Source organism: Actinomadura sp. 6N118 (assembly GCF_044326415.1).
Taxonomy (GTDB): domain Bacteria; phylum Actinomycetota; class Actinomycetes; order Streptosporangiales; family Streptosporangiaceae; genus Spirillospora.
The window spans coordinates 57191-83346 of sequence record NZ_JBIRAZ010000030.1 but is presented as its reverse complement, the minus strand read 5'-3'; the positions used below and the strand labels follow the sequence as shown (position 1 = coordinate 83346).

General features: G+C 66.4%; 22 protein-coding genes. 13 read left to right on the top strand and 9 right to left on the bottom strand.

What is annotated here, in order from left to right; all coding sequences use genetic code 11:
• Window positions 1-215: 215 nt before the first annotated feature.
• A complete protein-coding gene (locus tag ACH34W_RS48450) occupies window positions 216-491 on the top strand; it encodes a hypothetical protein (protein WP_395968033.1) in 276 nt (91 codons plus the stop codon).
• A 598-nt stretch (window positions 492-1089) separates the two neighbouring features.
• Here ACH34W_RS48450 and ACH34W_RS48445 read toward each other — a convergent pair.
• Window positions 1090-2094, bottom strand: coding sequence for a helix-turn-helix transcriptional regulator (locus ACH34W_RS48445; RefSeq protein WP_395968032.1), 1005 nt, complete (start codon window positions 2092-2094; stop codon window positions 1090-1092).
• Between the two features lie 103 nt (window positions 2095-2197).
• Between ACH34W_RS48445 and ACH34W_RS48440 the strand changes: the two genes are divergently transcribed.
• Both ACH34W_RS48440 and ACH34W_RS48435 read left to right on the top strand, forming a co-directional pair.
• Window positions 2198-3721, top strand: coding sequence for an MFS transporter (locus ACH34W_RS48440; RefSeq protein WP_395968031.1), 1524 nt, complete (start codon window positions 2198-2200; stop codon window positions 3719-3721).
• Window positions 3722-3847: 126 nt separating this feature from the next.
• On the top strand, window positions 3848-4297 hold the full coding sequence (locus tag ACH34W_RS48435) for a hypothetical protein (protein WP_395968030.1): 450 nt from the start codon (window positions 3848-3850) through the stop codon (window positions 4295-4297).
• 141 nt (window positions 4298-4438) lie between these two features.
• Here the strand turns inward: ACH34W_RS48435 and ACH34W_RS48430 are convergent, their stop codons facing one another.
• Window positions 4439-4849 carry a C40 family peptidase gene (locus ACH34W_RS48430; RefSeq protein ID WP_395968029.1) on the bottom strand — a complete coding sequence of 137 codons (411 nt, stop codon included), beginning with the start codon at window positions 4847-4849 and terminating at the stop codon, window positions 4439-4441.
• Window positions 4850-6059: 1210 nt separating this feature from the next.
• Here ACH34W_RS48430 and ACH34W_RS48425 point away from each other — a divergent pair.
• Entirely contained in the window at window positions 6060-6827 is a 768-nt protein-coding gene (locus ACH34W_RS48425; protein ID WP_395968065.1) for a hypothetical protein, read from the top strand.
• Window positions 6828-6829: 2 nt separating this feature from the next.
• On the top strand, window positions 6830-7336 hold the full coding sequence (locus ACH34W_RS48420; protein WP_395968028.1) for a hypothetical protein: 507 nt from the start codon (window positions 6830-6832) through the stop codon (window positions 7334-7336).
• A gap of 100 nt (window positions 7337-7436) precedes the next feature.
• On the opposite strand, the gene ACH34W_RS48415 is transcribed toward ACH34W_RS48420, so the two are convergent.
• Window positions 7437-7856, bottom strand: a complete 420-nt coding sequence (locus tag ACH34W_RS48415) for a VOC family protein (RefSeq protein WP_395968027.1) — start codon at window positions 7854-7856, stop codon at window positions 7437-7439.
• A gap of 233 nt (window positions 7857-8089) precedes the next feature.
• Entirely contained in the window at window positions 8090-9487 is a 1398-nt protein-coding gene (locus ACH34W_RS48410; RefSeq protein ID WP_395968026.1) for a condensation domain-containing protein, read from the bottom strand.
• Window positions 9488-9682: 195 nt separating this feature from the next.
• On the opposite strand from ACH34W_RS48410, the gene ACH34W_RS48405 reads away from it, so the two are divergent.
• Window positions 9683-9934, top strand: coding sequence for an acyl carrier protein (locus ACH34W_RS48405; protein ID WP_395968025.1), 252 nt, complete (start codon window positions 9683-9685; stop codon window positions 9932-9934).
• Complete coding sequence (locus ACH34W_RS48400; RefSeq protein ID WP_395968024.1) at window positions 9931-11151, top strand: beta-ketoacyl-[acyl-carrier-protein] synthase family protein; 1221 nt, start codon at window positions 9931-9933, stop codon at window positions 11149-11151. Before ACH34W_RS48405 ends, ACH34W_RS48400 begins: the two co-directional genes overlap by 4 nt.
• Window positions 11152-11339: 188 nt before the next feature.
• Here the strand turns inward: ACH34W_RS48400 and ACH34W_RS48395 are convergent, their stop codons facing one another.
• Window positions 11340-11582, bottom strand: coding sequence for a hypothetical protein (locus ACH34W_RS48395; RefSeq protein WP_395968023.1), 243 nt, complete (start codon window positions 11580-11582; stop codon window positions 11340-11342).
• Between the two features lie 361 nt (window positions 11583-11943).
• Window positions 11944-12897, bottom strand: a complete 954-nt coding sequence (locus ACH34W_RS48390; protein WP_395968022.1) for an alpha/beta fold hydrolase — start codon at window positions 12895-12897, stop codon at window positions 11944-11946.
• Window positions 12898-13233: 336 nt separating this feature from the next.
• Between ACH34W_RS48390 and ACH34W_RS48385 the strand changes: the two genes are divergently transcribed.
• The 6 genes from ACH34W_RS48385 to ACH34W_RS48360 all read left to right on the top strand — a co-directional run bounded on the left by ACH34W_RS48385 (window position 13234) and on the right by ACH34W_RS48360 (window position 20020).
• Entirely contained in the window at window positions 13234-13674 is a 441-nt protein-coding gene (locus ACH34W_RS48385) for a DUF6653 family protein (RefSeq protein WP_395968021.1), read from the top strand.
• A gap of 7 nt (window positions 13675-13681) precedes the next feature.
• The gene (locus ACH34W_RS48380; protein ID WP_395968020.1) at window positions 13682-14407 is read left to right on the top strand and encodes an immunity 26/phosphotriesterase HocA family protein; all 726 of its coding nucleotides are present in this window, start codon (window positions 13682-13684) and stop codon (window positions 14405-14407) included.
• A gap of 893 nt (window positions 14408-15300) precedes the next feature.
• Window positions 15301-15987, top strand: coding sequence for a hypothetical protein (locus tag ACH34W_RS48375; RefSeq protein ID WP_395968019.1), 687 nt, complete (start codon window positions 15301-15303; stop codon window positions 15985-15987).
• A gap of 1684 nt (window positions 15988-17671) precedes the next feature.
• Window positions 17672-18562 carry a ParA family protein gene (locus tag ACH34W_RS48370; RefSeq protein WP_395968018.1) on the top strand — a complete coding sequence of 297 codons (891 nt, stop codon included), beginning with the start codon at window positions 17672-17674 and terminating at the stop codon, window positions 18560-18562.
• A 326-nt stretch (window positions 18563-18888) separates the two neighbouring features.
• Window positions 18889-19350, top strand: coding sequence for a hypothetical protein (locus ACH34W_RS48365; RefSeq protein WP_395968017.1), 462 nt, complete (start codon window positions 18889-18891; stop codon window positions 19348-19350).
• 544 nt (window positions 19351-19894) lie between these two features.
• Window positions 19895-20020, top strand: coding sequence for a hypothetical protein (locus tag ACH34W_RS48360; RefSeq protein WP_395968016.1), 126 nt, complete (start codon window positions 19895-19897; stop codon window positions 20018-20020).
• Window positions 20021-20058: 38 nt separating this feature from the next.
• Here ACH34W_RS48360 and ACH34W_RS48355 read toward each other — a convergent pair whose 3' ends face one another.
• The 3 genes from ACH34W_RS48355 to ACH34W_RS48345 all read right to left on the bottom strand — a co-directional run bounded on the left by ACH34W_RS48355 (window position 20059) and on the right by ACH34W_RS48345 (window position 25325).
• Complete coding sequence (locus ACH34W_RS48355; RefSeq protein WP_395968015.1) at window positions 20059-22179, bottom strand: hypothetical protein; 2121 nt, start codon at window positions 22177-22179, stop codon at window positions 20059-20061.
• 2306 nt (window positions 22180-24485) lie between these two features.
• Complete coding sequence (locus ACH34W_RS48350; protein WP_395968014.1) at window positions 24486-24713, bottom strand: hypothetical protein; 228 nt, start codon at window positions 24711-24713, stop codon at window positions 24486-24488.
• A gap of 273 nt (window positions 24714-24986) precedes the next feature.
• Window positions 24987-25325: a hypothetical protein gene (locus ACH34W_RS48345; RefSeq protein WP_395968013.1), complete on the bottom strand. Its 339-nt coding sequence runs from the start codon at window positions 25323-25325 to the stop codon at window positions 24987-24989.
• Window positions 25326-26156: the final 831 nt, after the last annotated feature.

The window sequence follows — 26156 nt, the reverse complement described above, 5'->3', positions numbered from 1 at the left end:
CTGGCTTTGCCTGTATTTGAGCCGCAACAAGGGGGCCGAGGCGGAGCGGCGCTCAAAGAAGTGCCTGATCAGAACCGTGATCAAGGAAGATCTACCGGACATATCTTGCGACACTGCACAACTCGGGCTTATCACTGAGAGTGAGATATCAGTCACAAACAGTGGTGGAGCGGGCATTACGCAGCGTCTACCGCTGCGACACAGAGGAGAGCAGTGTGAACACCAGGCACCTTCTTGCGGGCACTGTCGCGACAGCCGGGATTCTCGCCGGTGTCCTTGCCACGACGTCTCCCGCTCAGGCGAGCACCATCAACGCCTCAACGGTCAAGCCGGTCACATCCACCGTCAGCCAGGCCGGCTGCTGGGACGACGAATGCGACCACCATCACCATCACAGCCGCCACCATCACGGTCATGGCCACGGCGGCGGGCATCACGACGTGGATATTCAGCAGTGCTTTGGCCTGCTTCTGTTGCTGTCCTGCACCTGACAGCAGCTAACCAGCGCAGATCAGAAGCCCGGACGGGAAGCTTCGCTCTTCCCGCCCGGGCTTTGCGGACAAGCCAGCCAAGTCCGATCCCAGCCATCTCGGACTCGCACGTTGGGCTAGCCGGCGTTCGGCGGCCTCTCCACCCCGCTCAGAGGATCACCCTGTCGCGTACCGCCCGAGTCGTATCCCTCAGTGGCGCTGCCCATGCCGGGGACGACTCTCTCCCTGGGCTGGCTTTCCGCTCCGGAACTCGCTCCCGGGCCCCGGTCCATCGAAGTGCCCGCCTCCAGCCTCCAGCCGCCTCCCTTGCAACCTTCGGGTAGCGGGGGGAACGGATCGCCCTTGACGTCGCTACTCCAACGGTGGCCACAGCCGGAATCACATGCGTAGACCGCGATCCGTTCGGCGGTCTCCCCCGGTTGAAAAATCTTGTCATCGGCCATGGTCAGCGCTCACCTCGTCCGGTGTCCGTCGACCAGGCCCTTCTCGTACGCGTTCGGCGACCTCACGTGCCGTCCGCCCTGCGCTGCGCGGCGGGACTCTGCCATCTCTCCCCCTCCGTATCAATGGCATCTGCACTGGTGGGATCCCCTACCCGTCAATCGCCACCCATACCTCTGGCGACATCCCATCCCAAGTGCCCGGCAGCATCCCGCGTGTCTTTGTGCTGCGGGTCAGAGCGTTGATGACCGCGTGGTCGCGCTTGCGCCCTGCGTAGGGTCAGGCGGCTGTTCCGGGCGTACTCGGAATCTGGGGAACGCTGCTCGCTGACCTGGTGCGTCAGGATGCGCAGCGCGTCGGCGGAGCTCGTGTCGTTCGGGGTGAAGATCTCAAGCCGGTGGTCGGGACTGTCGGGCTGGAGCCACACCTGGTAGTCGACGCTTGCAGATCCGACGGTGGGATGTTGCAGATGCATGGTCCCAACGGTGCAATCGGCGACGTCACCGGTGGCCCAGAGTTCCGCGAAGTCGTCGCTGCGCATCGTGAGTTCACCGATCAGTTCTGCCAGGCGCGCGTCCGTGGGGTATCGGCCTGCGGTGAGCCGCAGGTGGGCGACGTGGATCTGGGCCAGCTCGTGCCAGTTGCGATACAGCTCGCGAACGAGGGGGTCAAGGAAGAACATCCGTGGGATGGACGGGCGGCGTGCCGAGTCTTGTGGGGCGTCAAAGGCGAGGTGTTCGGCGACGAGTGCATGTCCGGTGCGGTTCCAGGCGAGGACGTCTCCACGGCGGCCGAGCACGCGGGCAGGCGTTGCCTCACCCAGGGATTTCAGGAGCGCGAGAACTCGTGGGTGAGGTTGTTCCCGGCGCGGTTCGGACAAGCCTGGCATGGCGGACTGCCGAGCGAGATTGTGAAGGTGCACGGTCTCGATCTGATCAAGCTGGAGCGCCCGGGCCAGCGCGTCCAGGACCTGCTCCGAAGCGGTCTCGGCCTGGCCCTGCTCCAGGCGCGTGTAGTACCCGGCACTCACGCCGGCGAGCTGGGCGAGTTCTTCACGGCGCAGGCCTGGGACGCGGCGGGACGTTCCGTAGGTGCGCAGGCCGATATCGGCTGGCGTGATCCGATCACGGCGGCTCTTCAGGAACGCTCCAAGACTCTCCACGAGTCGAGCCTAGATCGCCCGGCCGGCGGGCTGCCTGCACCTGCTGGGTGTACCCACGACAAGGGCATGGTTGCTGAGCGCGTAGTGCCGCCATCGTCGGGACATGTCCCAACAGCGTGCGCACTCCCCCGGCCTGCGGGCCTGGCTCGGGCTCCTGGTGGTCCTCGGCCCGGTCCTTCTCGTGTCCATGGACGGGTCGATCCTGTTCCTGACGATGCCCCGGATCAGCCAGTCACTCACCCCTACAGCCGATCAGGCCCTGTGGACCTTGGACGTCTACGGCTTCGCGGTCGGATCCCTGCTGATCGCGTTCGGCAACATCGGTGACCGCTACGGCCGGCTGAAACTGCTCATGATCGGCGCGACGGTGTTCGGAATCGGGTCGGCCGGCGCGGCGTTCGCGCCGAATCCCGAGCTGCTCATCGCCTTCCGGGCACTCATGGGAGTGGCGGGAGCCACTCTCCTGCCGTCGGCGCTCGCGGTGTTGAGCGAGCTGTTCCCTGACCCACGCCGACGGGCGCAGGCCATCGGCATCTTCGCGGCCGCGTTCGCAGCCGGGTTCGCGATCGGCCCTGTCGTTGGCGGCACTCTGCTGGAACGGTTCTGGTGGGGCTCGGTCTTCCTGGTCAACATCCCCGTGATCGCCCTGTTCCTGCTGCTCGCCCCGGTCCTTCTCCGTGATGTGCGCGCCACCCGGCCGGGTCGCGTCGATGCGCCAAGTGTCGTGCTCTCAGCCGGCGGTCTGCTGCTCACCATCTACGGGATCAAGCACGCTGCCGCGGAAGGCCTGTCGATCGTCCCTGTCACCGCAGCGATCGCCGGGGTGGGCCTCCTGGCCTGGTTCGCCCGCCGCCAGCGGCGCCTCGAGCACCCGCTGATCGAGTTCTCCCTGTTCCGCGATCGCATCTTCACGATTGCGATCATCACCGGTCTGCTGCCGTTGGCGGCGTGGTCGGCAGCCGCCTATCTGGCCGGAATCCATCTCCAGTCCGTCCTCGGCACGTCCGTGTTGTACGCGGCGTTGCTGGCGCTTCCGGGGGCGGCGGTGCTCACGACCACCTGCATCGTCACTCCGGCAGTGGTCGGCCGCATCGGTAAGAGGACGGCGCTCATCGTCTGCCATTTCTCCATCGCGGCTGGCCTGCTGCTCCTGCTCCCAACCGGCGTCACCGAGGGGATCGGCTGGTACATCGCCTCGACGGCGGTCGCCGGCGTCGGGTACGGCATCTCCTTCAGCGTCGTCGCCGACACGGCCGTCGCCGCAGTGCCCTCCGAACGAGCGGGCTCGGCGGGTGCGATCGCTGAGACCAGCAACGAGCTCGGTAACGCCCTTGGCATCGCGCTTCTCGGTTCGCTCGCGGCACTGATCTTCCGCATCCAGGGGCCGGACCTCGCCCCCACCCTTGACGAGACACTCCAGCTGCCTGACCTCGCGCCCGCAGTTGCCGCGAAGGCGAAGGCGGCCTTCGTCACCGGCCTGCATACAGTCGCGGTCGTTGCCAGCCTGCTCCACGCGGCCCTCGGCATCCTCGCCCTGCGCTGGCTGCCCAGGTCCGAGAACGGTGAGTACAGCTCTGAGACCCCACCCTCGTTCGAGGCGGTCCGAGCGGGAGAGCACGTTCGATGACGCACGCCAAAGCATTAGCACCCTCATAGGATCATCACCATGAGTAGTGATTCAGACTCATGCCGTGATGATTCGGGGAGTTCGGTGCCGGGTCCGGGTTTGTGGTCCTTGGACCTCCGGGGTGCGGTGACGTCTGCCGCCGGAGCCCTCGTTGCTGCGGTCCTGCTGCTCCAGCTGGGCTTCTTCGCGTCCTCCGTCGGAGCTCTGCTCACCCCGTTCTCGCACGAGATTTCCACCGCCGTCGTCGCTCCCGCGCAGTCGAGGGACCAGATACTCGCCAAACTCAACAGCCTGCACGGCAACCCCGTGCACGCCGTCGCAGTCAAGGACGAGGCGACCGCGCGTTCCCAGATCGAGCGCCGGGAAGTCGACGCCGCGTTCGTGATGGATCCCGCCGAGAAGACCGACACTCTGCTCATCGCGATGGCGATCGGCCCTGCCGAGGCCGACGTCGCCGCCCAACTGGCCATCGTCCTGGACGAGGACTTCGACCGGCAGATCAAGGTCGTCGACATCAGTCCGCCGGCAGAGGGCGACAGGCACGGCCTGTCCTCGCCCGACCTGATGGTGGGTTGACCCCCGACCTCATGGTGGGTTGACCGGCGTCCGCTGCGCACAGCTTGTCCGATGCGCAGCGGACGCCGGGTGTGGCTGTGTGGCGCCATCCCGCGCCGCAGGACCGGGCCGGTCGGGCCCGGCTTCGGGCGGACGGTCAGGTCAGGGAAGCTTTGACGGAACTGTCGGCAAAGGCCGCCACCCAGGGCGGACGGCTCCGACATAGCGCTCGCGGTAATAGCCCCTCAACCGGTCGACGCTCACCCGCCGTCCCGGCCGCGGCGAGTGGATGAATCTCGAAGCGCCCACGTACATGCCCACGTGCCCGAGCCGGTTGAAGAACACAAGGTCACCGGGCATGAGCCGGTGCCGGCCGACGCGATGCCGGACTTTCCTGTACTGGTCCGCAGCCACCCGCGGGATCGAGACTCCGGCGCGCCGCCAGGCTTGCTGAACGAGCCCGGAGCAGTCGAAGCCCCGAGGGCCGGTGCCGCCCCAGATATACGGCCGTCCTTTCTGGGCGAGGGCGAACTCGATCGCCCGGTCGGCCCGGCGCCGCCATTGCGTTTCCATCCGCGTCCGTCGCCGGTGTACCGACTGCTGAAGAGAAGCCAATAACCGGGCGTTCGTCTGATGCCAGCTGAACTGCGAACGGCGGTGTTGCCATCGGATCCATGTGCGGTGGGACGTCTTATGGTCGTGTGCCGTGCTTCTCCGGCTGGATGTCTGAGCGTCCCGGCCCGGGTCATTGGCCTCTCGGGCTGCCGGAGCCCGCTCTTTATCAGCCTGGGCATATTCGACTACTTCTGCGGCCGCTGGGGCCAGTGAAAGCGCCACTGTGGCCGCGCAGCATGCGGCCGTTGACGAAACGAACATCTCCGTTCACCTCCAACGGTGAAGATCGACATGGCATGGCTTACCCAGGACTTTCAAATCACACTCGCCAAAACAACGATAAAGTTCGTTCAAGAAGCCCAGCCGCTTCCCGTCCCGTCCGGCTTTGCCCAAATAGCGGACGCCCAGAATCATGGCCGCGGCAGCCGAGTCACATCCGGCTCGCCGAATGCCGGGTCACTTCGGCTTGCACACCGACGGCGGCGAGAGTCGCTATGACGCGACAGATAGAACGCCAACTCGGGCCTCCCCGGTAAGCGAGCCGAGCTCCTAGCGAGCCGCGCCAACCCCCTAGCGGACTGGGTCTGGGCCGCGTCAAGCCCCTAGCGAGCCGGGCCTCTGGCGGACCAACACCCCCTGGGGGACGGGCAGCCGACGGCCGCGCCGCCACTTGATGAGTGGCGAGGCGACACCCCTTAGAGAAGAGCCAATTTACTTTCGCCAGGTGTCCCCGCAACGCGGTGCGATTTGACCTCGCAGTGTGAGCAGGAAGGCGATGAGAGTCCGGCACTTCGATGGCTTTGCTGCACGCTGGGTGCAGTGTCGGCAAAGCCCCTGATTTGCCCGATTCATACTTGAACGAGTGCGACTACGGCAGCTACTTCAGCGACCAAGACCCACATCCATGCTTCAATCCGTCAACGCGCTCGAAGTGCTACTTTTTCGACATGGACATGCCGAAACCTCGAGTGGACGAAGGCGAATATCAGCGCGGATGTACGGATGGCCCTGCGGGTCATCCAAGTGATCCGTAGCCAAAGTCGAATCGGTATGGCGACGTTCGATGCGCGGCTCGGCAGGTCGATAACCCATGCCCATGACATCGCAATGCAACCCCATACCAAAATATAGCCCACGGTCACGTCAAGACTACGATAGGTAGTTGAGTATGACCGTGTATCTCATCACCGCCGCCTCGGGCGCCGGCCTGGTGATCATCGCCGCCCTGCTGTTCCGCCGGCTCCGTTCCGCCACCGACGACGACCTGCTCACCGGAGCGACCACCAGCCACACCGGGTCCATGCTGTCGGCGCTGTTCCTGCTGGCCTTCGCCATCGCGATCGTCGTCCCGTGGACGACCACCGACGCGGCCCGGCTCAACACCTACACCGAGAGCCAGGCGATCGTGGAGAGCGCCTGGTCCGGCATGGACCTGCCCGCGGCCCAGAGCACCCGGATCCGGACCGAGTTGCTCGACTACGCCCAATTCGTCCGTACCCAGGAATGGCGGCTCATGGCCGACGGGAAACTCAGCCCGGACGGCTGGACCCGGTTGGAACAGCTGCGCCGCGAGGTCGCCGCGTTCCCCGCCAAGGGCCGAGACGCGAAGGACGCCCAGGCCGCGGTGCTGGACGACATCGGCGACATCACCTCCGCACGGCGCCAGCGGGCCATGGACGCCAAGGCGAGCCCACCCCCGGGCCTGATGGTCGTCACATTGCTCACCGGGCTGATCGTCCTGCTCTTCCCGCTCCTGGCCGGCGCACGTCCACGTGGCATGAGCATCGTGCCGCTGGCTCTGATGGCCGCCTTGCTGGGCGTCGGCATGTATCTCTGCGTCGACATCTCACGCGCGTTCGCCGGAGGGCTGGCCGTCAAGCCAGACGCCTTCACCACCGCCATCGCCGAACTCCAGCGCATCCCCGGGAGCGGCTGACCATGCCCGCCACCCTGGTCGCGGCGCTCGGCGCCAGCATGCTCACCGGACTGGGCTCCTCGGCCATGATCGTCGATCCGGAGCCACCGGGAGTCACGGTCTGCGTGGACATAGAGGTCACCGTCTCGATGGATGCGGACGCCGACGTCTGCGTCAGCGTCAACCGCACCCGCTGCTGCCGTCCCCCAGCTACCCCTCCCCCACCTCCCCCGGAGCCCGCTCCTCCCCCGCCGACCGAGCCCCCGCCACCGCCACCGCCACCGCCTCCGCCGCCCACTCCATCTCCGCGCCCTCCGCATCCGGTGGCCGCCCCGATCCCCATCCCACCCGCACCGACCAAGGTCACCATTCCTCGTCGACCGGTGGCCAAGGCCAAACCCGCCCCACCTCGCCTCAAACGTGAGCGAGCCGAGCCGCCCCAGCGCCGCAGACCACTGGGCGCACCTCTGGTCATCGTGGTCCTGGCAGTCGCCATCAGCGCGGCCAGCGCCATGGCCTTCGCCCGCTAACAGAGCGTTCGGTCTTTGAAAGATGGTGGTGGTATCTGGCGCTTCGAGGGGTGATCGTTGGCCGCAACTGACCACGGATGCCGCTAGGCCTCGCGCATCCCTAGGCCTCGTGCATCCACGGTTGGTAGGAGATCCCCACGATCACGCCCTCGGCGCTCAACACCCGGACCACCGTCTGGCCCCACGGCTCGGTACGCGCGGGGTGCAACACCGTGTAGCCGTCGGCCTCGAGTTCCGCGCCGGCTTCGGCTACCGCGGTCTCGCTCGCGACCTCGAACTCGAAGCACGCCTGCGGGACCACACGGTCCGCCGGCCATTCCGTGGTGCCGAAACACGCCTCGGCGGCCTGCGACAGCGGCCAGACGCCGAAATGCTTGGCGCCCTGGACCGCCTCGCTGAAGTAGTACTCATCGTCGGCGTGCTTGGTCAGCGGCAGGCCGATCGCGTCCACGAACAACTTCCGGCTCAACGGTGGATCGGGCGTCACGACCGCGACGCTTGCCACGAATTCGATCTCCATCTCCAGCACTCCGCAGGTTGACGGCCACCAGATCTTCTTGTTGTCGATCCAATCTCAGACCGCAGCGCCAGAACGAGCGCACTCCGCAAGACGATCTGTCCGGTCGCGGCCACGGCCAGCGGCCGCCGCCGAGCAAGGCGGGGCGCGGAGCTGGTTTGCGGGTCCTCGGCTGCGCTCGACGAGCCGCCGCCCGCTGTTCCGGCTGCTACGTCTGCGGGCGGATCGGTTCTGAGCTATTGCGCCAAGGGGGCGTCGCCGTTGTGGGCCACTTCTCGCAGAACGGTTCGTACGAGCTCGGCGTAGCGGTGGACGTTCTGCCTGGCCACTGTCGTATCGGGGTGGACGGCGGTGAAGGTGGTGCGGTGCCAGTCACGGTTGATCCAGATGAAGACCTCGTCGAATTCGCTGTGGCCGGCGATCACCTGGAAGCGAGCCGCCTCGAAGTCCTTCGAGGCGGGGGCGCGGCGAACGTCGATGTACGAGGTCATCGGAACCACTGAACGGGGGTCGCTCAGCAGACTCATCTTGTCGGCGAGAATCTGGGCGACCCAGTAAAAGGGGATGTCGTTCAACTTGGTGGCCCTGAGGATCGCCAGCTGGGCCTTCGGCAGAAGGTCACCGAATCGGCGATGTCCGGCGACGGGGAACTGCACCGGGACGAGATTGACGAACCACCCCTGGGCGACCAGCCATTGAGGTTCGGTGCGGGTGTGGAGGGTCATCATCCCGCGATAGTGATCCTCACCGGCGAGCCGCTGGTTGGCGATGCCGAGGGTGGCGAGGAGGCCACCGGAGAACCTCGCACCGCCACGCAGGCACGCGGCGTTGAAGGCGTCGGCCTCGGCCGCGTCGAACAGCTCCATCGCGTACGACACGCCTGGGGCTCGTTCTCCTGGTGGAAGCCCCAGGTCGAGGGGGAAGCCCGGAGGGGTACCGCCGCACGCCTGCGCGAACTCCAACCACGTGCCCACGGCGGACGAGTCGCTGGAGATCTCGGAGGCTTGTGCCACCTCCGACGCGCAATAGTCGACGTGGCTGCCGACCTCCGGAAGGTCGGCTCTCGTTCCGGTCCGTTCGGCCTCGTACATGTCGCGCACTTCGCGGAAGATCCGGAACAAGGAATAGCCATCGGTGTGCGTGTGGTCGACGGCGAACAACATGGTGGTGGAGTCCGCTCGTTCGATCCCCGCCACGACGAAGGGCGGCCAGCTCAGGGGATCGATGCGCGAGTCGAACTGCTTCTGCAGGTAGTCCCGCATGTCGTCCCCGGCGTCGAAGGTGCCCAAGACCGCCGGGCGGAGGCTGAAGTCCGCGGGACGGATGGCATATCGCTGCAGCCGCCCGTCGTCCAGCCGGAACCAGGTGAGCAGGGTCGGGTGCCTGCGTACCCAGTTTTCCAGCGCTGTCGCCATGGCCGCGGCGTCCAGCCGTCCAGGAAGATCGAACACGGCCGTCAGCCATGAGGAGTGCCTGGCTCCGTCTCGCACGTTGGCCCGGTGCCAGTCGATATGGAACTTCTGGGAGTACGAGGGCGGCGAGGGGTCGGGCGAGGCGGCAGCCACCATGGCCGCCGCGTCCGCACCGGCCGTCCACTCAACGAGGCGGCCTGGTCGGGGCGTGAAGTCGTCCATCGAGCTCAGGCGCACTGCATGGCCTTCATGAGATCACGTTCCTCGGGATTTACTCAGCGTGCGCCTGCACAGGTGATCGTGGTTGTTGCGTCGCCACGATCAGCCTGTGAAACTATACGCAGTCGTCTTGCCACTCATAGTGACCGTATTGGGATTCTCGCCCTGTCGCACCAGTTCAAAACCGCGGAGGAAGGCGTGTTCGCCGAGCTGAAGACGTTGCTCGTTCAGAATCTGAAGCTGGATGAGCGCATGGTCCTGCCGGAGTCACTGCTGGAGGACGCGGGCATCGACTCCCTCGCCCTGGTGGAGCTGGGCTTGCTGGTCGAGCAGCACCTCGGCGTCGCGTTCAGCGAGGAGGAACTCGCCGGCACCGCGTCGCTGACGGTCGGGCAGTTCTCGGACCTCCTCGCCGCACGCCGTCAGGGATTGCAGGAAGTCACGCCTTGAGCCGTTCCCGGGCCGCCATCACCGGCATCGGCCTGCTCACTCCCGCCGGGATCGGCACCAAGACCAGCTGGGAGACCGTTCGCAACGGCACTAAGACCATGGCGGCGGTCGACCCGTCACTCTGGCAGATTCCCGCTGCGCTCAGCTGCCGCGTACCCGGCTTCGACGGCGAGGCGCTCCTCGAGCCGCTGCTGGCGCGAAGGACCGACCGGTTCACCCAGTTCGCCCTGGTGGCGGCACGTGAAGCGGTGGCCGACGCGGGCCTCGATCCGGCGGACTGGGACGGCGCCCGAGTCGGTGTCGTCCTCGGCAACACCGCCGGAGGCATGGAGACCGTCGAGGAACAATGCTCCATCCTCCAGAAGGAGGGTGCCCGTTATGTCTCCCCGCTGCTGATGCCCAAGATGCTTCCGAACATGGTCGCCGGCCAAGTCTCGACCCTCCTCGGCGCCACCGGCCCCGGCATGGTCGTCGCCACAGCGTGCTCTTCCGGATCCACGGCCATCGGCGTGGCCCGCGACCTCCTGGCCGCGGACCGCTATGACGTCGTCCTGACGGGAGCCACGGATGCACTCGTCACACCGGCCGTCATCGCGGGGTTCGCCCGGCTGGGCGCCCTCTCTCACCGAGATCACGATCCGGCTGGGTCATCCCGCCCGTTCGACAAGGGCCGGGACGGTTTCGTCTGCGCGGAAGGCGCAGGTGTGCTCGTCCTGGAACGCGAAGCCGACGCACGAGCACGGGGTGCCATTCCGCACGCGTTCGTGGCGGGGTTCGGTGCCAGCTCGGACGCCCACCACGTCACCCGCCCGCGTCCTGATGGGCAAGGTGCGCAGGCCGCCATCGAAGCCGCCCTCCGCGACGCGGACGCGATCCCGGCAGACGTCGGCTACGTCAACGCCCACGGCACGTCCACCCCGGTCAACGACCGTCTCGAAGCCGCGCTGCTGGCCAAGAACCTGCCGCACAGCCCACCGATCAGCTCCACCAAGGGAGTCACCGGCCACCTCCTCGGAGCGGCCGGGGCGATAGAAGCAGCCTTCACGGCTCTGGCCCTGCGGGAGCAGATCGTTCCACCCAACGTCAACCTCACCGACCCAGAGCCGACCGACCTCAATCTGCCCACCTCCCCCGAGCAACACCGCCATGACCTGGCTCTGAGCCTCTCGGCAGCCTTCGGCGGCCAGAACGCCGTGCTAGCCATCACAAACCACTGAGCCGCAGCCTGCCGATCCGCCGCCGTCGCGGTCGCAATTGCCATCGCCGTCGTGATTGCCATCGCCGTCGTGATTGCCGTCGCAGTCACCGTTTCCGTTGCCCTCGAACGGCGTGTTAAGGGCAAGCCCACCGCCAAACCGCGCCTCCTTGGAACGCGGGAAGAGACTCAAAACTTTGCTTCCCGCCCCTACGAACGAGGGGCAGGTGGATGGAAGCGCCAGTCCATGAGGATGATGTAGGTGAGATCACCGGTGTCGAACACGGCGTAGGGGCGGCCGAGCAAATGCGCAGCCCGGTCCCCAAGTTGCTTGAAAAAGCTGCGTTGCGCATGCGTGTGAAGACGGGCTACGACACGGCCTTCTCGGCGGAGCTGGTCGGCGTATGCCTCAATGGTGTCCGCGAAGTCATCGGGACGGAGGTCGCTGTCCATCGAGCAGATTCCAGGGCGCGGGGGCAGTTACCAAGAAACAGTGTGCCCGCCGCAGGCCCAGTCGTACCAAGAACCCGACACCACAACACACGAAGGGGCCCACCGTCTCCTGGTTGATCAGCAACCGTGATGACCGGCCTTGCCCTGCCTCCGGGCACGACTGCGCCTCGGCGACCTGATCGCGAAGCCAAGCCGATCCGCCGCCAGGACGCCGCCGCGCCACCCGATCTGCCGCCAGGACGCCGCCGCGCCAACGACCCGGTGCTAGGACGCCGCCGCCGCGCCAACGACCGGTGCCTGCCCACACGGTAGCAACCAGTCTGCGTTCAGACAGATGCCCACATCTTGCCTGGTCACGGGTTCACTTATATCCCGACAAGAAGTCGATCAAAAGCGCGTTGACCTCGGTGGGACGTTCCTGCTGGATCCAGTGGCCGCAGCCGGGCAGGACGACCGAGTCGCGCAACTTCGGCACGTACTGGCGCATGGCATCGGTGTCCATGAAGCGTGTAGCGGTGTCCATCTCACCAGTGACGAACAGCACCGGCTGGCGGACGGGGGTAGCACCCAGGGCTGGCAGTTCCTGCCAGTCGCGGTCGACGTTGCGGTAGCGGCTGAGTGCGCCGGTGAAGCCGGTGCGGCGGAATTCCTCCACGTAGTAGGACAGGTCGGAGTCGGTCAGCCAGGACAGCGGGCGTACGGGCTCGGGGATCGGGTCGAGCAGCCGCGAGCCGGCGGGCAGGCCGGTCAACAACCTGACTGCCAGGCCATCGGGCGCGTCCCCGGATAGCGCGTAGCTGATAAGGCGCATCGAACGCTCGACATCGGCCTGCAGCTCGGCTTCGGCGACGCCCGGGGTTTGGAAGTACAGCAGCCAGTTGAACCTGTCGCCTGCCCAGCGGCGCAGATCCTGGGTCATGGGGGCGGGAGTGCGCCGATGGTAAGGGACGCTGAGCGCAGCCAAGGCCGGGAACCGTTCGGGGACCAGTTGCGCGCAGGCCCAGGCGATCTGGGCACCCCAGTCATGGCCGACGAGTGCGGCGGTCGGCTCGTCCAACGCATCCAGCAGGCTCACGACATCGTCAACCATCGCGCGCATGCCGTAGGCCTCGACGTCGGGCGGGATAGCGCTCTGGCCGTAACCGCGCAGGTCGGGAGCGATCGCATGGAAGCCGGACGCGGCCAGGGCAGGCAGCTGGTGGCGCCACGAGTACCAAAGTTCCGGGAAGCCGTGCAGCAGGATGACCGGCGGGCCGTCCCCGGCTTCGGCGACATGGACATCGATGCCGTTGGCATGCAGCTTGCGGTGTCTCATGGTCTGAATGTTGGCAAGCGCGCCTAGGGGTACGCGTCGTACCGCGGTCGACTCCTGGGATACTCCCGCCGGAGTAGCGCCAGGAGGTAAGGAGGCACGCCAGCCATGCTGTCGTCCGCAGATTGTTCCTTGCCGTACACGGCGTCATCCAGCGAATCCGTGGATGGCGTACCACAACGGCGGCCGCCGGAGGGTGTTTTAGGGGCTGGCGACCGCACGAAGGTGTGTGCCCGTCGGCGTGCTCATCTAGATACGGCTAAGCCTCAGTGGGCAGGAACTAGATGAGTAATTCCCCACGTCGTCAGTTCGATCGAAACTGACAGGAGCACATTGAAGATGAGGTCTAGAGGGGCGTTCGCCCGTGTTCGCAGCGCGGTTTTCGCCAGGCATTCGAACCCTTGGAGCGCGTGGTCCCGCTGGGCGACGGCACCCTTGCTCCTGGTTCCGGTGTGGACGCGAAGCTGGCCGCACGCGGCCGTCGTCGGCGCGTGGTTCGCGGTGAACCCGGTGCTCTTCCCCGAACCTGCCGACCAACGGGCCTGGGCGACGAAAGCCGTGCTCGGGGAGGAACTCTGGCTTCTCGACCACCGCAGGGATGCGGGATTGGCCGTGGACGCCGCGGCCAGCGGTGCATTGATGATCGCGCTGTTCGGGGCGTGGCGTCGCCGTCCAGTTTCCGCGGCTGTCGCGACCGGCGCGCAGATGCTGCTGTTGCTCGTGTACTGGGAGCTCATGGCCCGCTACTACGAAACGCACCGGGACGCCGAGACGAGCTGATGAAGGCGTGCGTCATCCCACCGCGCCCCGCACCGGAACCCAGCCGGCCATCGACCCGCGCTTGCCCCTTCCCCGCAAGCCTCGCTCCCGAAGCAAGACCATCGTTCCTCAGACAGCTTCTCGACGGGCAGAGCGGCGGGCCCAGTCGGCGAGGGCTTCGGCGAGCGGCGTGTTTCTGGTTGTCGATAGCTTGAGGCGCGCGAGTGTGAGGGAGCTTGAGGTGCACGATCAGCCGCCAGCCAGCCGCAAAGTGGTCAAAGCTCGCGCTAACCGAGCTCCGGGACGTGTCGTACGCATCGATCTAGGTGATGGACGGTGTGCGTACGGGCGGCAGCTCACCGGTGTGATCGTGGAGTTCTATGACCGTGTGGGCGGGGCGGGCGAAGCAGTAAATCTGTTGGAGCTCGTGGTCTCCCCCGTCGCCTTCAGGGTCTGGGTCGTGGACTCTGCCTTCCGTCGTGGCAACTGGGAACTGCTGGACGTGGTCACGCTGGACGAGGACGAGGCGACGAGGATTCACTACTTCGCCAAGCAGGACATCAGAGGGCGCATCAGCGTCCACTGGAGCAATCCGGTTTCGGGTGGCTCTGGTGAGCGTGCTGCATCCTTTGAGGAGTGCCGTGACCTGGAGATTGCAGCGGTCTGGAGCAGGGAGCATGTGGAGGACCGGCTCCGGGACCACTTCGATGGACGCCCGAACAAGTGGGTGGAGTCTTTGCGGCTCAAGCCGTGAGTGCGGTGGTTGGCCGACAACAGGCACCCGCGCTGCCACGACGACGGCAGTCGCAGACGGCAGTCGATACCTGACGGCTTTCCATGAACGTGGGCTGCGCAGGGCAGCCGCGTTTGAGCGAGCGAGCTGTTACCCTCCTTGCGGCTACTGCGAACAGGCCGCAGGGCCCGCCTTGCAAAGTAAGGCTGGAACGAGTGCCGCTGCATGGCCCTCAGGGCAACACACAGGCCCCTTCTGCGCAGCTGAAGGTCCAGACATGCGGTCTGCCGAGTTTGCTGGCCAGTGGCCGTTTCAGAGCCTCGAATTTTGGGGTATTGCGTGCACATTTGTCTTATTTGTCTATTCGCACGTTCTAGCAGGTCAGCACCGGGCGAGCGCCAGCGTCGAACATCGTTTCTGGCCCCCAGGCGGGTGAACTTGTGGCAGTCGATGGCGGCGACGCGCGTGCCATGGCGACACCATGTCTCGGTACCGCGTCCGCCGGCCTCCACGCCTGCCGCTCGCCTTTGAGAAGCATGTGCATGGCCCTTACGTCCCATGGAGAGCATGTGAGGCGGTCAGCATGCCTGCGGCACAAGCGCAACGATCCGGGGACGGCCATCAAGCTCAAGGCACAAATCCGTGGACGTGCTGTGCCGCGTCGTCATGGTGCCGGTTTCTGCGGGTGGCGGATGTCTTCGGCTCAAATCTCCAGTGGCCGCGTAGCCTGCGGCCAAACACCCGTAGCACTCGGCCGATCTATTCCGAAAGGCCTTGTGACCTGGCTTAATAGCCCCTCGGCTTGTCCTGGACGTCGCGGCTCACAGGTTGCCGACTCGGACTCAGCAAAGCCGGGACGTGTCTCTTGTCTCAAACCGTCAGCAAGATGCTGACGGTTTGGCAAGATGACCACTATGCGGAAGGCGATTCCCCTGCCTCGACACCTCAGGGCGGCAGATGTCATCGAGGCGATCCAGGCTCGTCACCAGGAGGATCCGCAGGTGGCGACGCATCCGGCGCCAGAAGACCTGATGGCTTTCGCTGCATGGGCGCTCGACCACCGTAAGGCCCTTCCGGCTCCTGATGCCCAGGCAGATGTACTGGACGCCATCAGACTCATTCGGATGGCCCAGCAACAACTGGACCGGCTCATGCTCCGTGCCCTGCTGACAGCAAAGGCCGACGGCATCAAGACACCGAGGCTGAGCGAGGCGACCGGAATCCATTCCCGGCAGGGCACTCATGACCGCATTAAGGCCCTGACCAGGGAAATTGCCGCCGCACGGCTAGCCGTACCAGCAGATGCTGTCGAGGATGTCGCCCCTACTCCCGACGTGGCGCTAGCCCACCTGAAGACCGTCGCTCACAAGCTGCTCGAAGAGTGGGAAGACCTCACCACCAACGAGGATGCCGACGAATGGGCTGAAGGCATTGAGCTCACCATGCGTTCGAGTGAATTCACGGATCTGACTGCTGCCAGCCTGTCGGTCCAGCTCCGTTGCGCCACCGACCAGATAGTTGAGCTCGCCGGCACACTTGGTGTCCCTCCGGCCCGGACACCAGAAGCCCAGGCTGCGCTTGAGGCAGCACGTACCTTGTAGCCGGGGTCGCCATACCGGCATGTCGTGAAGCGCCTCGGCCTGGGAGATGTCCGGCCACTGGCAGCAACTCCACAAATCACCTTCACACCAGCGGCATGCTGAGGATGCCTTCGGCACAGCAGATTCTCAGCACAGGCTGAGGGCCCTCCGACACAGCAGGTTCTCAGCACAGGCTGAGGGAATGCGCTTTCGGGACTGTACGCACAGTCTCGAGTAGAGCTCTCGGTGGAAGTGCTAACGCTGCACGGCCAGGGGAGAAGAGCCTAAGCGGCGCTCTATTGGTGCAGTCCCGGTGACCTCAGGCTCTTGATGCGACGGCCCAGGAAGCGCTGCGCCCCTCGCATGTGTGCAGGAGGAAACGAGTTCTCGACAGCAAGGGATTCCACTGTTCTGAGGTCTTCACACCTGATTGGCGCTTCTCCCAGCCAACAGTCGAAGGTACAACGCTGCTAAGTCCGACAGCGGTCGCGCCCGCAACGCTGCTGAGTCTGATAGCGATTGCGGCCGTTCGGCCGCCCCTCCCCCGCCATCGCGCGGGCTAGGAGGTCCGCTCGTCCCGGCCGCGCCGGGACGATCACCCGGCTTGAGCGGCATGGAAAGTTAAAAGCCGCAGGTCAGCACCGATAGTCCTACCAGTAGACCCACCGACAGACTGACTGATGTGAGAGGCAGTAGTGCAGTAGACAGGGCAGGCAGTAGTCCCCTAGCGGGGAGCAGGGATTAACCAGAAGCGGTGACATACGAGTCCGCCACTGGTAAGCCAAGGGCTTAGACACAGGAGAGAGTAGATGCGAATGAAAGTGAGGATGACATCGGTCATGGCGCCGATAACCCGATCGATGCTGGAAGTGGGAGACGCAATGACGCTGGAAGTGATGCTCCAAGTAATGCATACAGCGGGAGGACCCAGCGATATTCCAGTAGTAGGCCAGTTGGACGATAGCGGAGATGACTGACTGATCGAGGGACCGCATAGGTCAGCGGTAGTAGGTCACATGGGACGAGCAGTACGAGTACTGAGAGATGGTGAGGCGGGTTGAGTGATAGCCCGTTCGACCAAAGCGATGAGCAAGGGAAGAGTCGAGCACTCCCCCACCAGAGGGTGAGAACGAACAGGCGGAACTTGGGAAGGAGGGGGCGGGGGAAAGCAAAGCAAGCCCACAACCGATAGATGCGTACTACAGCCGGTAGATGGACTCCGCAACCGATAGAGGCGTATCGCAACGGAGGCATGCGCAAAACGACAGACCGGAGCCCAGGGAGGAAACGTCACCCAGAGGGGGAGTGACTAACGAAGCAGGGGAGTGGCTCACCAGGCAGAGGAGTGGTTCAACAAGTGGGGGAGTAGTCCAACAAGCCCGGGCAGGATTGACGGCCCGACAGGAGCGGTGGTCAGCCAGGGAGTGCAGGAGGCGGAGGGATCGGGTTAAGGAGCACCAGCCGAAGGCCGGGGGAGTGGCTCGTAAGGAGGACTGGCAGCCAGCCAGAGCCATCGGGAACAGGACATCGAGATCAGAAGGGCGCTGTCACCGCGACACGGGCACTCAGGTGCTTGAGGGGCCAACTGGGCCTCTGCTAGGAAGAGAGTCCAGAGCAATCCGGGCACGAGAGAATCGCTGGGGTCATGACAGTCACAACGGACTGGGTGAAGGACCATCGAAGCCGCGCAGTAGCGCTCCGTCGAGTGGTTGCCGCCATCAACGAAAAAGGCGGAGTCGGGAAGACCTCGATCACGGCCAACCTGGCGGGACAGGTAGCGGCAACGGGTCGTCGGACCCTGGCGATCGACCTCAACCGGCAGGGCAACCTCAGCCGCGACTTCGGCATTCGCCGGACACCGCAAGACGACCAAGGTGCGGCTCTGCGCAGTGCCATCGTCGAAGGCACCGCTCTTCAGGTCGCCGCAGACGTCCGGCCCAACCTCGATGTCGCGGTCGGCGGGTCCAAGCTCGAAGACCTGACCCTGACCATCACGATGTTGCTGACCCGGGGCGACTTCCACGAGGCGTACCTGAAGCTGGCCGCCGCCATCGCCCCGATCGCGCACGAGTACCAGCTGATCGTGATCGACTGTCCGCCCGAGTCACCCGTCCTGGACAACCTCGCGCTCGCCGCGGCGCGCTGGGTGATGATCCCGACCAAGTCCGACGACGGCAGCCTCGACGGCATGGAACTGGTCGCCCAGCGTTTCCAGCAGATGCGCCAGATCAACCCCACGATGCAACTGCTGGGCGCGGTGCTGTTCGCGACGGGGACCAACGCCAAGGCCATCCACGGCAAGGTCCGCAAGAGCGTCGCCGATCTGTTCGGCGGCGAAGACAAGTCTCCGCTGTTCCAGCAGCACATCCGGCACGCCGAGCGGGTCGCGGTCGACTGCCGGGAGATGGGAATGCTCGTACACGAGCTGAAGGACTTCGCCGAACAGCAGCCGAACTACTGGACGGCGAAGCGGTCCGGCCTCAACCCCCGGCCGATGTCCGCGGCGCTGGACGGACTGGCCACCGACTACCTCAACCTCGCTAAAGAGCTGCTGATGGTCATCGCGCAGTCTGAGCAGCGGGGTGCGCAAGCATGACAAACGGAACCCAGGGCGGCCTGTCCGACATCTTCGGAGGCTCAGCGAAGGCAGGGGACAGCTCAGACCCGTTCGCGTTCCTGGGAACGGTCGATGATCCGCCCGCGGCACCCGAGCCACCTCCGGCCGAGCCGGTATCCGCGCCCGCGCCCGCACCCGTTCCGCCGACTCCCCGAGCCCCAGCCCCCCGCACCCCAGCTCCAGCGCCGCCGAGTCGCTCGGTTCCGGCGCCATCCCCGCCGACCGCCGAGCCGGAAAAGGTTCCTGCTCAGCCAGCTGGCGGACGTCCGCGCCGGCGTCGGGCCAAGCCCGCCGAACCAGCTGAGGTGCGTCCTGACGAGCTGGACGATGTCGCCGAAGAAACAACCAGCCAGGTTCAGATCTACCTGAAATCCTGGGCCAGGAAGACTGCCGCCAGGCTCGCCAAGGCCGAGGGGCTGTCGAACGCGCAGATCGCGTACGACGCCGTCGACGAGGCGCGGCGCGCCAACACTCTGCGCGCCCTGGTCGAGGCCCGTCGTGTGGATCCGCGGCCGGCGGACAGCGCGTTCCCCAGCCGTTCCACCCGACGCCGACCCCGGCACTGGGCCGACGAGGGCGGCGCCCGGAGCCTGTGGTCGATCCAGGCAACCCCTGCCGAACGCGACGTTCTCGAACGGTTCGTCGTCGAGTACGGCGCGGAGAGTGTGAGCCAGCTCGTTTCCGCAGCCGTGGAGGCGTTCCTGGAGGACAACCCGCTTCGGTTCGCGGAGGTAGACCTCAAGCAAGCCAGGCGACCAACATCCTGACCGGGCCTGCGCCTGGAGCTCCGGGCATCTGCAAACAGGTCGTCGGCTTCCAAGAAGCCGACGGCCTGCCGGAACGCTGCAGGTCCACAGTCAGGCGTGGACGCTGCAGGTCCACAGTCAGCTACAACTACTCGCGTTGCGCCGAAGGCACCCTCCTCCACGGGCCGGGACAGAGCCGAGCTCGGGCAGAGCCGGCCGGACAGGACCGAGCCAGAGCAGGACCGAACCAGCCAGGACCGAGCGGGGCCGAGCCAGACCCGAGCCAGACCCGAGCCAGACCCGAGCCAGACCCGAGCCAGACCCGAGCCCGGGCAGGACCGAACCAGCCAGGACCGAGCGGGGCCGAGCCAGACCCGAGCCAGACCCGAGCCCGGGCAGGGCCGAGCAAGGCCGAGCCCCAGCCGGGCCGGACCGGGGCGCCTGGACCGGGCCAAGCCGGCCACTCCCGCCAACAGCGCATCCCTTCACCCAGGAGCTCGCTGGCCCTGTCTCAGCCCAGCAGCGTCGAACGCGCCGAGGACGAGGATCACGTCCTGCCGCCCCCGTGGACACGCGGCAGGACGAACGACACGCCGAGGACGAAGGCCTCTGCGTGGCTGCCATCGACGTGGTCCGCGACGGTGATCCCGGGACCGGCGAACTCGTCGAAGAACACCTGGTGACGGGTTGAATCTGTTCGGTGATCTCGGCCGGTTCATCGATCTCGGCTCAGGGGCTGGGACCTGCTCGGAGGGTTGGGCGTGGGGGAGATGGGCCGGTACGCGTAGTACGGATGACGCGGCCGCCGAGCTCGTTCAGCACCATGGCCAAGACCGCATCGAATGGGTCCTCGGCGTGGCTGACGGGCTGCGGGGGAGTCGCGGCGTCGAGCAGGGCCGCCGGGGTATCGGGCACGTCGACCGGGCCCGCGTCGACGTCGTTGGCAGGATCTGCGGCCAGGGACTCGGCGATCTCGGCAGTAGAGGGCCACTCTGCCGGGTCGCCCATGACACCGAGGAAGGCGTGCCATTCGGCGCGGTGTTTTTGATAGAGAGTGACTCGTTCGGCGAATCGCGTGTGCGCGTCAAGCTTGTTCGCGACTTCGTCCAAGGTTGCGGGGCCCCGCTGCCAGCCCTCCTCGGGATCTCGTTCGGCCAAGCCGTAGGACGCCAGCGTGACCAGGGCCTTGCTCACCGCTGAGTCGGACAGGACAGCGCGGCGTTGGAGCTCCACAGGCCGGGCCGGGCGGGCGTTGAGCGATTCGTACAGCAGCGCACAGACCGGGCCCAGCTCCAGGAACGCCGGGTGCCCCGTCTCAATCCGGCCGGCCTCCCAGACGTACCGGGTGGCCTGATCCCGGTAGGCATGGGGAACGCGCAGCGCATAGACGTCCGCGTCCCGTTCGACAGCACGGCGAACGAGGTCAACCAGGGGATCTCGTTCGTCTCGCAGGTCAGCTAGGGCTGTTGCCACAGTCCGCCACGACAGCCCCGACATCAGCGCAAGCGAGCGGACACCGAACGCAGTTGTGTTGGCCCCGGTGAGCCGAGAAGCCAGGGCTAGAGCACGCAGGACCAATCGAATTGACAGAGCACGCCGCCCCCAAGCTTTACAGCGTACAGGGTCCCGCTCTGCCAGCCATACCGCAGTACTCCAAGTCTGCAACTCAGTGTAGTTCTCCGGTGACGTGATCGGGGTATCGATGATCAGACGGGGGACCGGCCAGCGCTCCTCAAGCCCTGCCCCTCCCCTGGGGGGTGTGTAATTCAAGCTGGTGTGCGACTTAGAGGCACGCCGGCGCGTTTCAGCCTCCTTCACGGCTCGATCCCAGTCGAACCGGACGACAGCTCGGCGCTGCGAGGGAGAGCGGGCCCCGAGCAGTGCTTCCAGTCCTGGCCAGGTGCCACCTGGACGCATCTCGGCCAGCACCTCGGTCAAGCGCCAGCCGCGTGAGGCCAGTGATCGCATGACGGCGTACCGAGCCTCGGAGGGGGAGGCGTACGGAATGGCGTCGGGCTGCAGGTGGGGGGCTTGCCAGGCACCGGTCTCTGCGAGCTCAGCCAGACGCGCGGGAAGAGGGCGGCGGCCGCCGTTCAGCGGGAGCCAGGGTCGGCCGTCAGTGTCGATGTGGCAGGACCCAGGCGCCGCCAGTGACAGCGCAGGCTCGCGGGTCGTCAGCTCTGCGGTGAGCTCGCGCTGCAGCCGCTCCCAGACCTTGAGGCCGCATGGGTGGCGCAGGACGTCGACGGCGTTGGCAAGAGGCATGGTGAGCGCCATGTAGCCCACCAGAGGACCGGTGCGGGCCCAGCCCCCCTTGCCATCAGCGCGGATGGCCCTCTTGTAGGGGCAGCCCGCAACCCGGATCTGTCCCTTGGGCGAACGCATCGGACCTGCGTCGAAGGTGACGTAACGAGCAGCTAGGGCCTCGGCAACGCGACGCAGATCCTCGAACGGGACTGCCTGGCGGAGCTTGAGGTAGACGTGGCGGCCCTGTGATGGCGAGATGTCATGCACGACGCGGCCGCCACACCTCGCGACGAGTGCGGCGAAGTCGGCGGCTTCGGCGGCCACCATTGCGGCAGGATCAGCGGCCCCGGCCTTGTGAGCCTTGCCGATGTCGAAGTCGCCTGCCAGCAACCTTCCGGTGCCGTCTGGGGCGTAGATGGAGATGGTGACCGGCTCAAGCGGGAAGTCTTCGCCGAGCCGGACCGCCAGCCGCCGTCCTTGAGGGAAGTTGGCACCGCCATCGGGGGAGCGGCGTCCATAAGGCTCGGCGGCCAGCAGGGAAGGAACGGCGCGCCAGGTTTCGGCGGCGTCGGCGGCCGACGCCGGGTCTGCCTGGCTCCCCATCCTCGGGTCCGTGGTGTCTGCAGGGGCCGGGAGCCGCCGCCTGCCGGCCGCCCGGGCTACCGCGGACGGCACGACAGAGCCTTGTCTGTGAAGGTCAGGGGGCTGACCGGGCCAGGTGGGATGAACGTTTCGTCCAGCGAGCCGAACTCACTGCACCGCTCTGCGGCGATTCCCACGCCGGAGTCGGGGGCGGGGGAGTGGTCGGCAGACCTGTGGCAGGTGAACGCGCCTCGCAGCCCAAACCGCACCACTCTGGAGGGCTTACGCCGCACCGCTCTGGAAGGCTGACGCCGCGTCACGTCCGACAGCTGATGCCCCGCCGCATCCAACGACGCGCGCCGCGCCACGACCAACAGCAGCTCAAGTCGCGCCACGAGCAACGGCACTTGCCACGCCACGCCCGACAGCGCGCGCCATCCCACGCTCCACGGCGCACGGCGTGCCACGTCTGGCGGGGCAGGCTGCGCCACGCCCAACGACGCACGCCACTCGATGTGTCGCATCTCACACTGCGCCACGTACCGCTGCTTGCGGTGCGTTACATCCAGGAGTGCACGGCGGCGCGCCATGTCCGGTAGCGCACGGCGCGCCACGTTCAGCGGTGCGGAGCGCGCCACCCTCGACGGCATACGGTGCGGCACCCTCGACGGCCTGCGGCGCGCCGCGCTCGACGGCGTACTGTGCGGGAGATTTGGCAGTGCATGGCACACCACGGTCCGTGGCACACGGCGCGGCATGTTCTGGAGCGGAAGACGCGCCGCGTTCCACGAGATTGGGCTGGTGGGGGCGGTGTGGTGCCGCGGAAGTTCGGTTGGTTTGGGGCTGACGGTTGGCCTGCGGCCGGCGTTCGGAAGTGTCCGGTGGTAGGCGGCGGGGGAGTGGCCGTTCGGGCTAGCGGCATCGGGCAGCTCGGGGAACGGCACCGACCCGCGCATGCGGCAGTCGCCGCAGTTGGGAAGGCTTCTGCCGCCATCCGGCGAAACCCAAAGGTTTCCCGCCGGCACCGGCGCCATGACCCGCCACACTTGCTCCGCCTCGTTACGGAGTGTGAACGGCTGATCCCGGGGAATGACGATTCCGGGCACGTCGAGGACGAGCCGACCTGTGCCATCGCAAAACAGGGGATGGCGTGACTGGCCAGCCGTCGGACTACTTGCTATTGTCAGCTCCGACGTTGGTAAGAGGTCTGAGCCCGATTCGTTTCCGGCCGCCACCGGGAATCAGGTCAAGACCGATGTGAAGTTATCTGGGTCCGAGGGCGCCCCACTGGGGCGCTTTCGTCATTTCAGGGGTCTCCCAGCTGGGACGCGAGATGACAGGGCCCCGAGCTCGGCGGTGAGTCCGCCTGGAGCGCAGGAAGTCGTGTGGCTGGCGCGGGGCACCCTAGGACCGGGTGCAAGGCGCGCTACATCGCCAGGTGCAGGCAGAGCAAAGCCGCAGAACAACGCCCTGGCGCAATCGACCGTTTTGGGACGCGCAAGGTCTACTGGCGTGTCTGCCATCAACCGGGTCCCGGCATTCGGTACCCTCAAGACAGCCTCCTCGGTTGGGATGGGAATTCACCGATGGGGTGACGAGACCTTGAGCGGACTGCCAGGAACGCTCGGTCTCGCCAGCAGCGGCGGCGTTTCTCTGGCCATCGGGCCCTCAATCCGATGGTCGGAGAGCCGCCGTCACTGGTTTTCAGGGCACTTCGTCCCCTCGCAGTAGGACTCAGCGACCTAGGTGGGATCGTAGACCTCTGGTGTGACTGATGGGGCAAGGCGCGCCGACCTGTCCACACCCCGGGGAACGAGCCATCGAAAGCCTCGCCGCGAGCTGACGCAGGCCGACGATGTCCGTGTCGCGCGCCGCTGTCGTGCGGGAACGCGACCACGGCCGGCACCGTGCGGCCGTACGGGCTCACAGGTGTCCGCGTGTCGTCGCGAGCCTGGTCAGCGCGCATGCTGAACGCGCGGGCCAGCGGCTCCGCGAGGGTCGGATTATCGGCGAGGTCTCTGCCGCAGTTTTTGTGCGCCACACCCGAAGTGGGGCATGCGGGACTCACCAGTGGTTGATGTTCTATGATGCTCTCCGGACGTCATTGGACGCCCCGACACCACGGAGCACCGGCCAGCACGGCCTGGGATTGCCCCCACGAGGCAGCGCCGGACGGTGTAGGTGGTGGTCAGGGATGTTCGGGGAAGGCCTTCGCGCGGTAGCCGGCAAGCAAACGGCGCGGGGGCCTTCTGGCTTTTACGGGGTTCTCATCGGTCTCCTCCGCCGCGAGGGCGCGGTCGTCGTGTCGAGGGGGTTCAGGTGGGTCATCAGGCCGTGCGCAACCGCAGTTCCATGTCGCCGTTCCCGGCTGCGTCGGCGAGTTCGTCGGCTTCGATCAGCAGTTCCAGGTAGCGGGTGATCGAGACGCCCCGAGCCGCGGCGCCCCGCTCGGCCCTCTCCTTGATGCCGGGCTGGACCCGGCCTTGCAGGAGACGGTGCGGACGCCGATTGGGACGCGGACCCTTCACGTGGGTGAGTTCAGCGCTGGCAACCATGCGGGACATCCTGTCGGCTCACCAAGTGGCATGCCACGACCGCAAGGGCGTGTCGCGAGATCTGTGTACGCGGGATTGGTGCGTGGCAGTACGCAGGGGTGCTCGAACGAGCAGGGTCAAAGGTTTCGTCACAGGTGGCAGCTCTGGGCATCACCATGGGCTCAAGGTTTGCTCGGTGCCGGGTCACATGGGCTGACCTGCGGCGTTCGTTGTTCGGGTCCGTGCCGTACACCGAGCGGCGGACGACGCAGCCGTTCGAGCAACGCGATGAGATCAGGTCACGTACGGCTTGCGTGGGTCACCGAGGCCGAGTTCGCTGCGTGGGGGACGCGTGGGCGTGAAACACCGGACGCGGTCCTTGACGTTCTTCACCGATGGGTGTGGTGGCTGCGGGACAACACGATGCTGCTGCCGGGTGACGACGTCGGCGCGGGTGCGTACGTGCCGCACAGGCGCCTGGTGGAGGTGCTTGATGAACGTGGTCGGCGCCCGGCCGCAGTTCCGGATGAGCTGGCTGAAGTGGGTGACGTGCACGACCGGGATGTCATACCGGTCATGAAGGAAGTGGCGGCTGTCCGGCACGACCTCGTCCGGCACGACCTCGTCCGGCACGACCTCGTCCGCCCCGCTGGAGTCGGCCGGTGTCCGGCGCGAGGTGTCTGACCTGGTACGGGATGCAGGCGCGGGTGCAGGCGATGCGCCGTTAGGCTCCTTGCATGTGCGGCTCCGGGTGGCCATGGCTCAGGGTCCTGGCCGGTGCTCTGGTCATCTTCGGTCTGGTCATGTTCTTCATCAACGGCGAAGCGCTCGTGAACGGTGACGCAGTTGAGTGCGACGGAAGCCCGATGAGACCCGGTCAGTTTTGCGTGAGCGCAAGTGGCGGCGAACCCCTCAGCTTCGACGAGGAGAAGAGGAACGAAGCCCGTGGAGCACGCGTCGGCTACGCCGGGGCGGGCTTCGGCACTCTCGGCATCGTTCTCTTCATCAGTCATGGGATCGCCACGCGACGAAGAGGCCGATAACGCCCTGCGCGGTGCGGTGCGGTGCGGTCAGACCCTCCTCATGAACGGGGGCCCGCTGGAGCGCCGCAACAGACGCCGCATCCTCCACAAGCACGAGTTCCTCCGGACAGGACGCCTTTGGGTGTAGTCCCTGCCACGTTCAGCGGAGACCTGAATCACGCCGGGCGCATCCAGGCGCCGAGGGAGGCTTCGTAACCGCCGGTCCCTTGGCGCCCAGCGCATCGCGTTGGGCGCCCACTACCTGCGCTGGCTCTCTAGAAAACCCGCCGCCCGCGCCGGGGAGAACCTCCACCGTTGGTTGCGACACTTCGCGCTGCGAGCACCTGGCCGCCGATCGGCGCGCTGCTCCTGAACTCCAGGTCGAGTCCCGCCGTCGCTGCCTTGGCCGTTGTGGCTGGGTCGGCGACAGTACGTCCGCGTG

What these genes read in the sequence shown, in the direction of transcription:
- ACH34W_RS48440 (WP_395968031.1), top strand. Translation starts at nt 2,198, where the DNA reads ATGTCCCAACAGCGTGCGCACTCCCCCGGCCTGCGGGCCTGGCTCGGG.
- ACH34W_RS48430 (WP_395968029.1), bottom strand. Translation starts at nt 4,849, where the DNA reads ATGGAAACGCAATGGCGGCGCCGGGCCGACCGGGCGATCGAGTTCGCC.
- ACH34W_RS48425 (WP_395968065.1), top strand. Translation starts at nt 6,060, where the DNA reads ATGACCGTGTATCTCATCACCGCCGCCTCGGGCGCCGGCCTGGTGATC.
- ACH34W_RS48420 (WP_395968028.1), top strand. Translation starts at nt 6,830, where the DNA reads ATGCCCGCCACCCTGGTCGCGGCGCTCGGCGCCAGCATGCTCACCGGA.
- ACH34W_RS48415 (WP_395968027.1), bottom strand. Translation starts at nt 7,856, where the DNA reads ATGGAGATCGAATTCGTGGCAAGCGTCGCGGTCGTGACGCCCGATCCA.
- ACH34W_RS48410 (WP_395968026.1), bottom strand. Translation starts at nt 9,487, where the DNA reads ATGGACGACTTCACGCCCCGACCAGGCCGCCTCGTTGAGTGGACGGCC.
- ACH34W_RS48395 (WP_395968023.1), bottom strand. Translation starts at nt 11,582, where the DNA reads ATGGACAGCGACCTCCGTCCCGATGACTTCGCGGACACCATTGAGGCA.
- ACH34W_RS48390 (WP_395968022.1), bottom strand. Translation starts at nt 12,897, where the DNA reads ATGAGACACCGCAAGCTGCATGCCAACGGCATCGATGTCCATGTCGCC.
- ACH34W_RS48385 (WP_395968021.1), top strand. Translation starts at nt 13,234, where the DNA reads ATGAGGTCTAGAGGGGCGTTCGCCCGTGTTCGCAGCGCGGTTTTCGCC.
- ACH34W_RS48375 (WP_395968019.1), top strand. Translation starts at nt 15,301, where the DNA reads ATGCGGAAGGCGATTCCCCTGCCTCGACACCTCAGGGCGGCAGATGTC.
- ACH34W_RS48355 (WP_395968015.1), bottom strand. Translation starts at nt 22,179, where the DNA reads ATGGGGAGCCAGGCAGACCCGGCGTCGGCCGCCGACGCCGCCGAAACC.
- ACH34W_RS48350 (WP_395968014.1), bottom strand. Translation starts at nt 24,713, where the DNA reads ATGGTTGCCAGCGCTGAACTCACCCACGTGAAGGGTCCGCGTCCCAAT.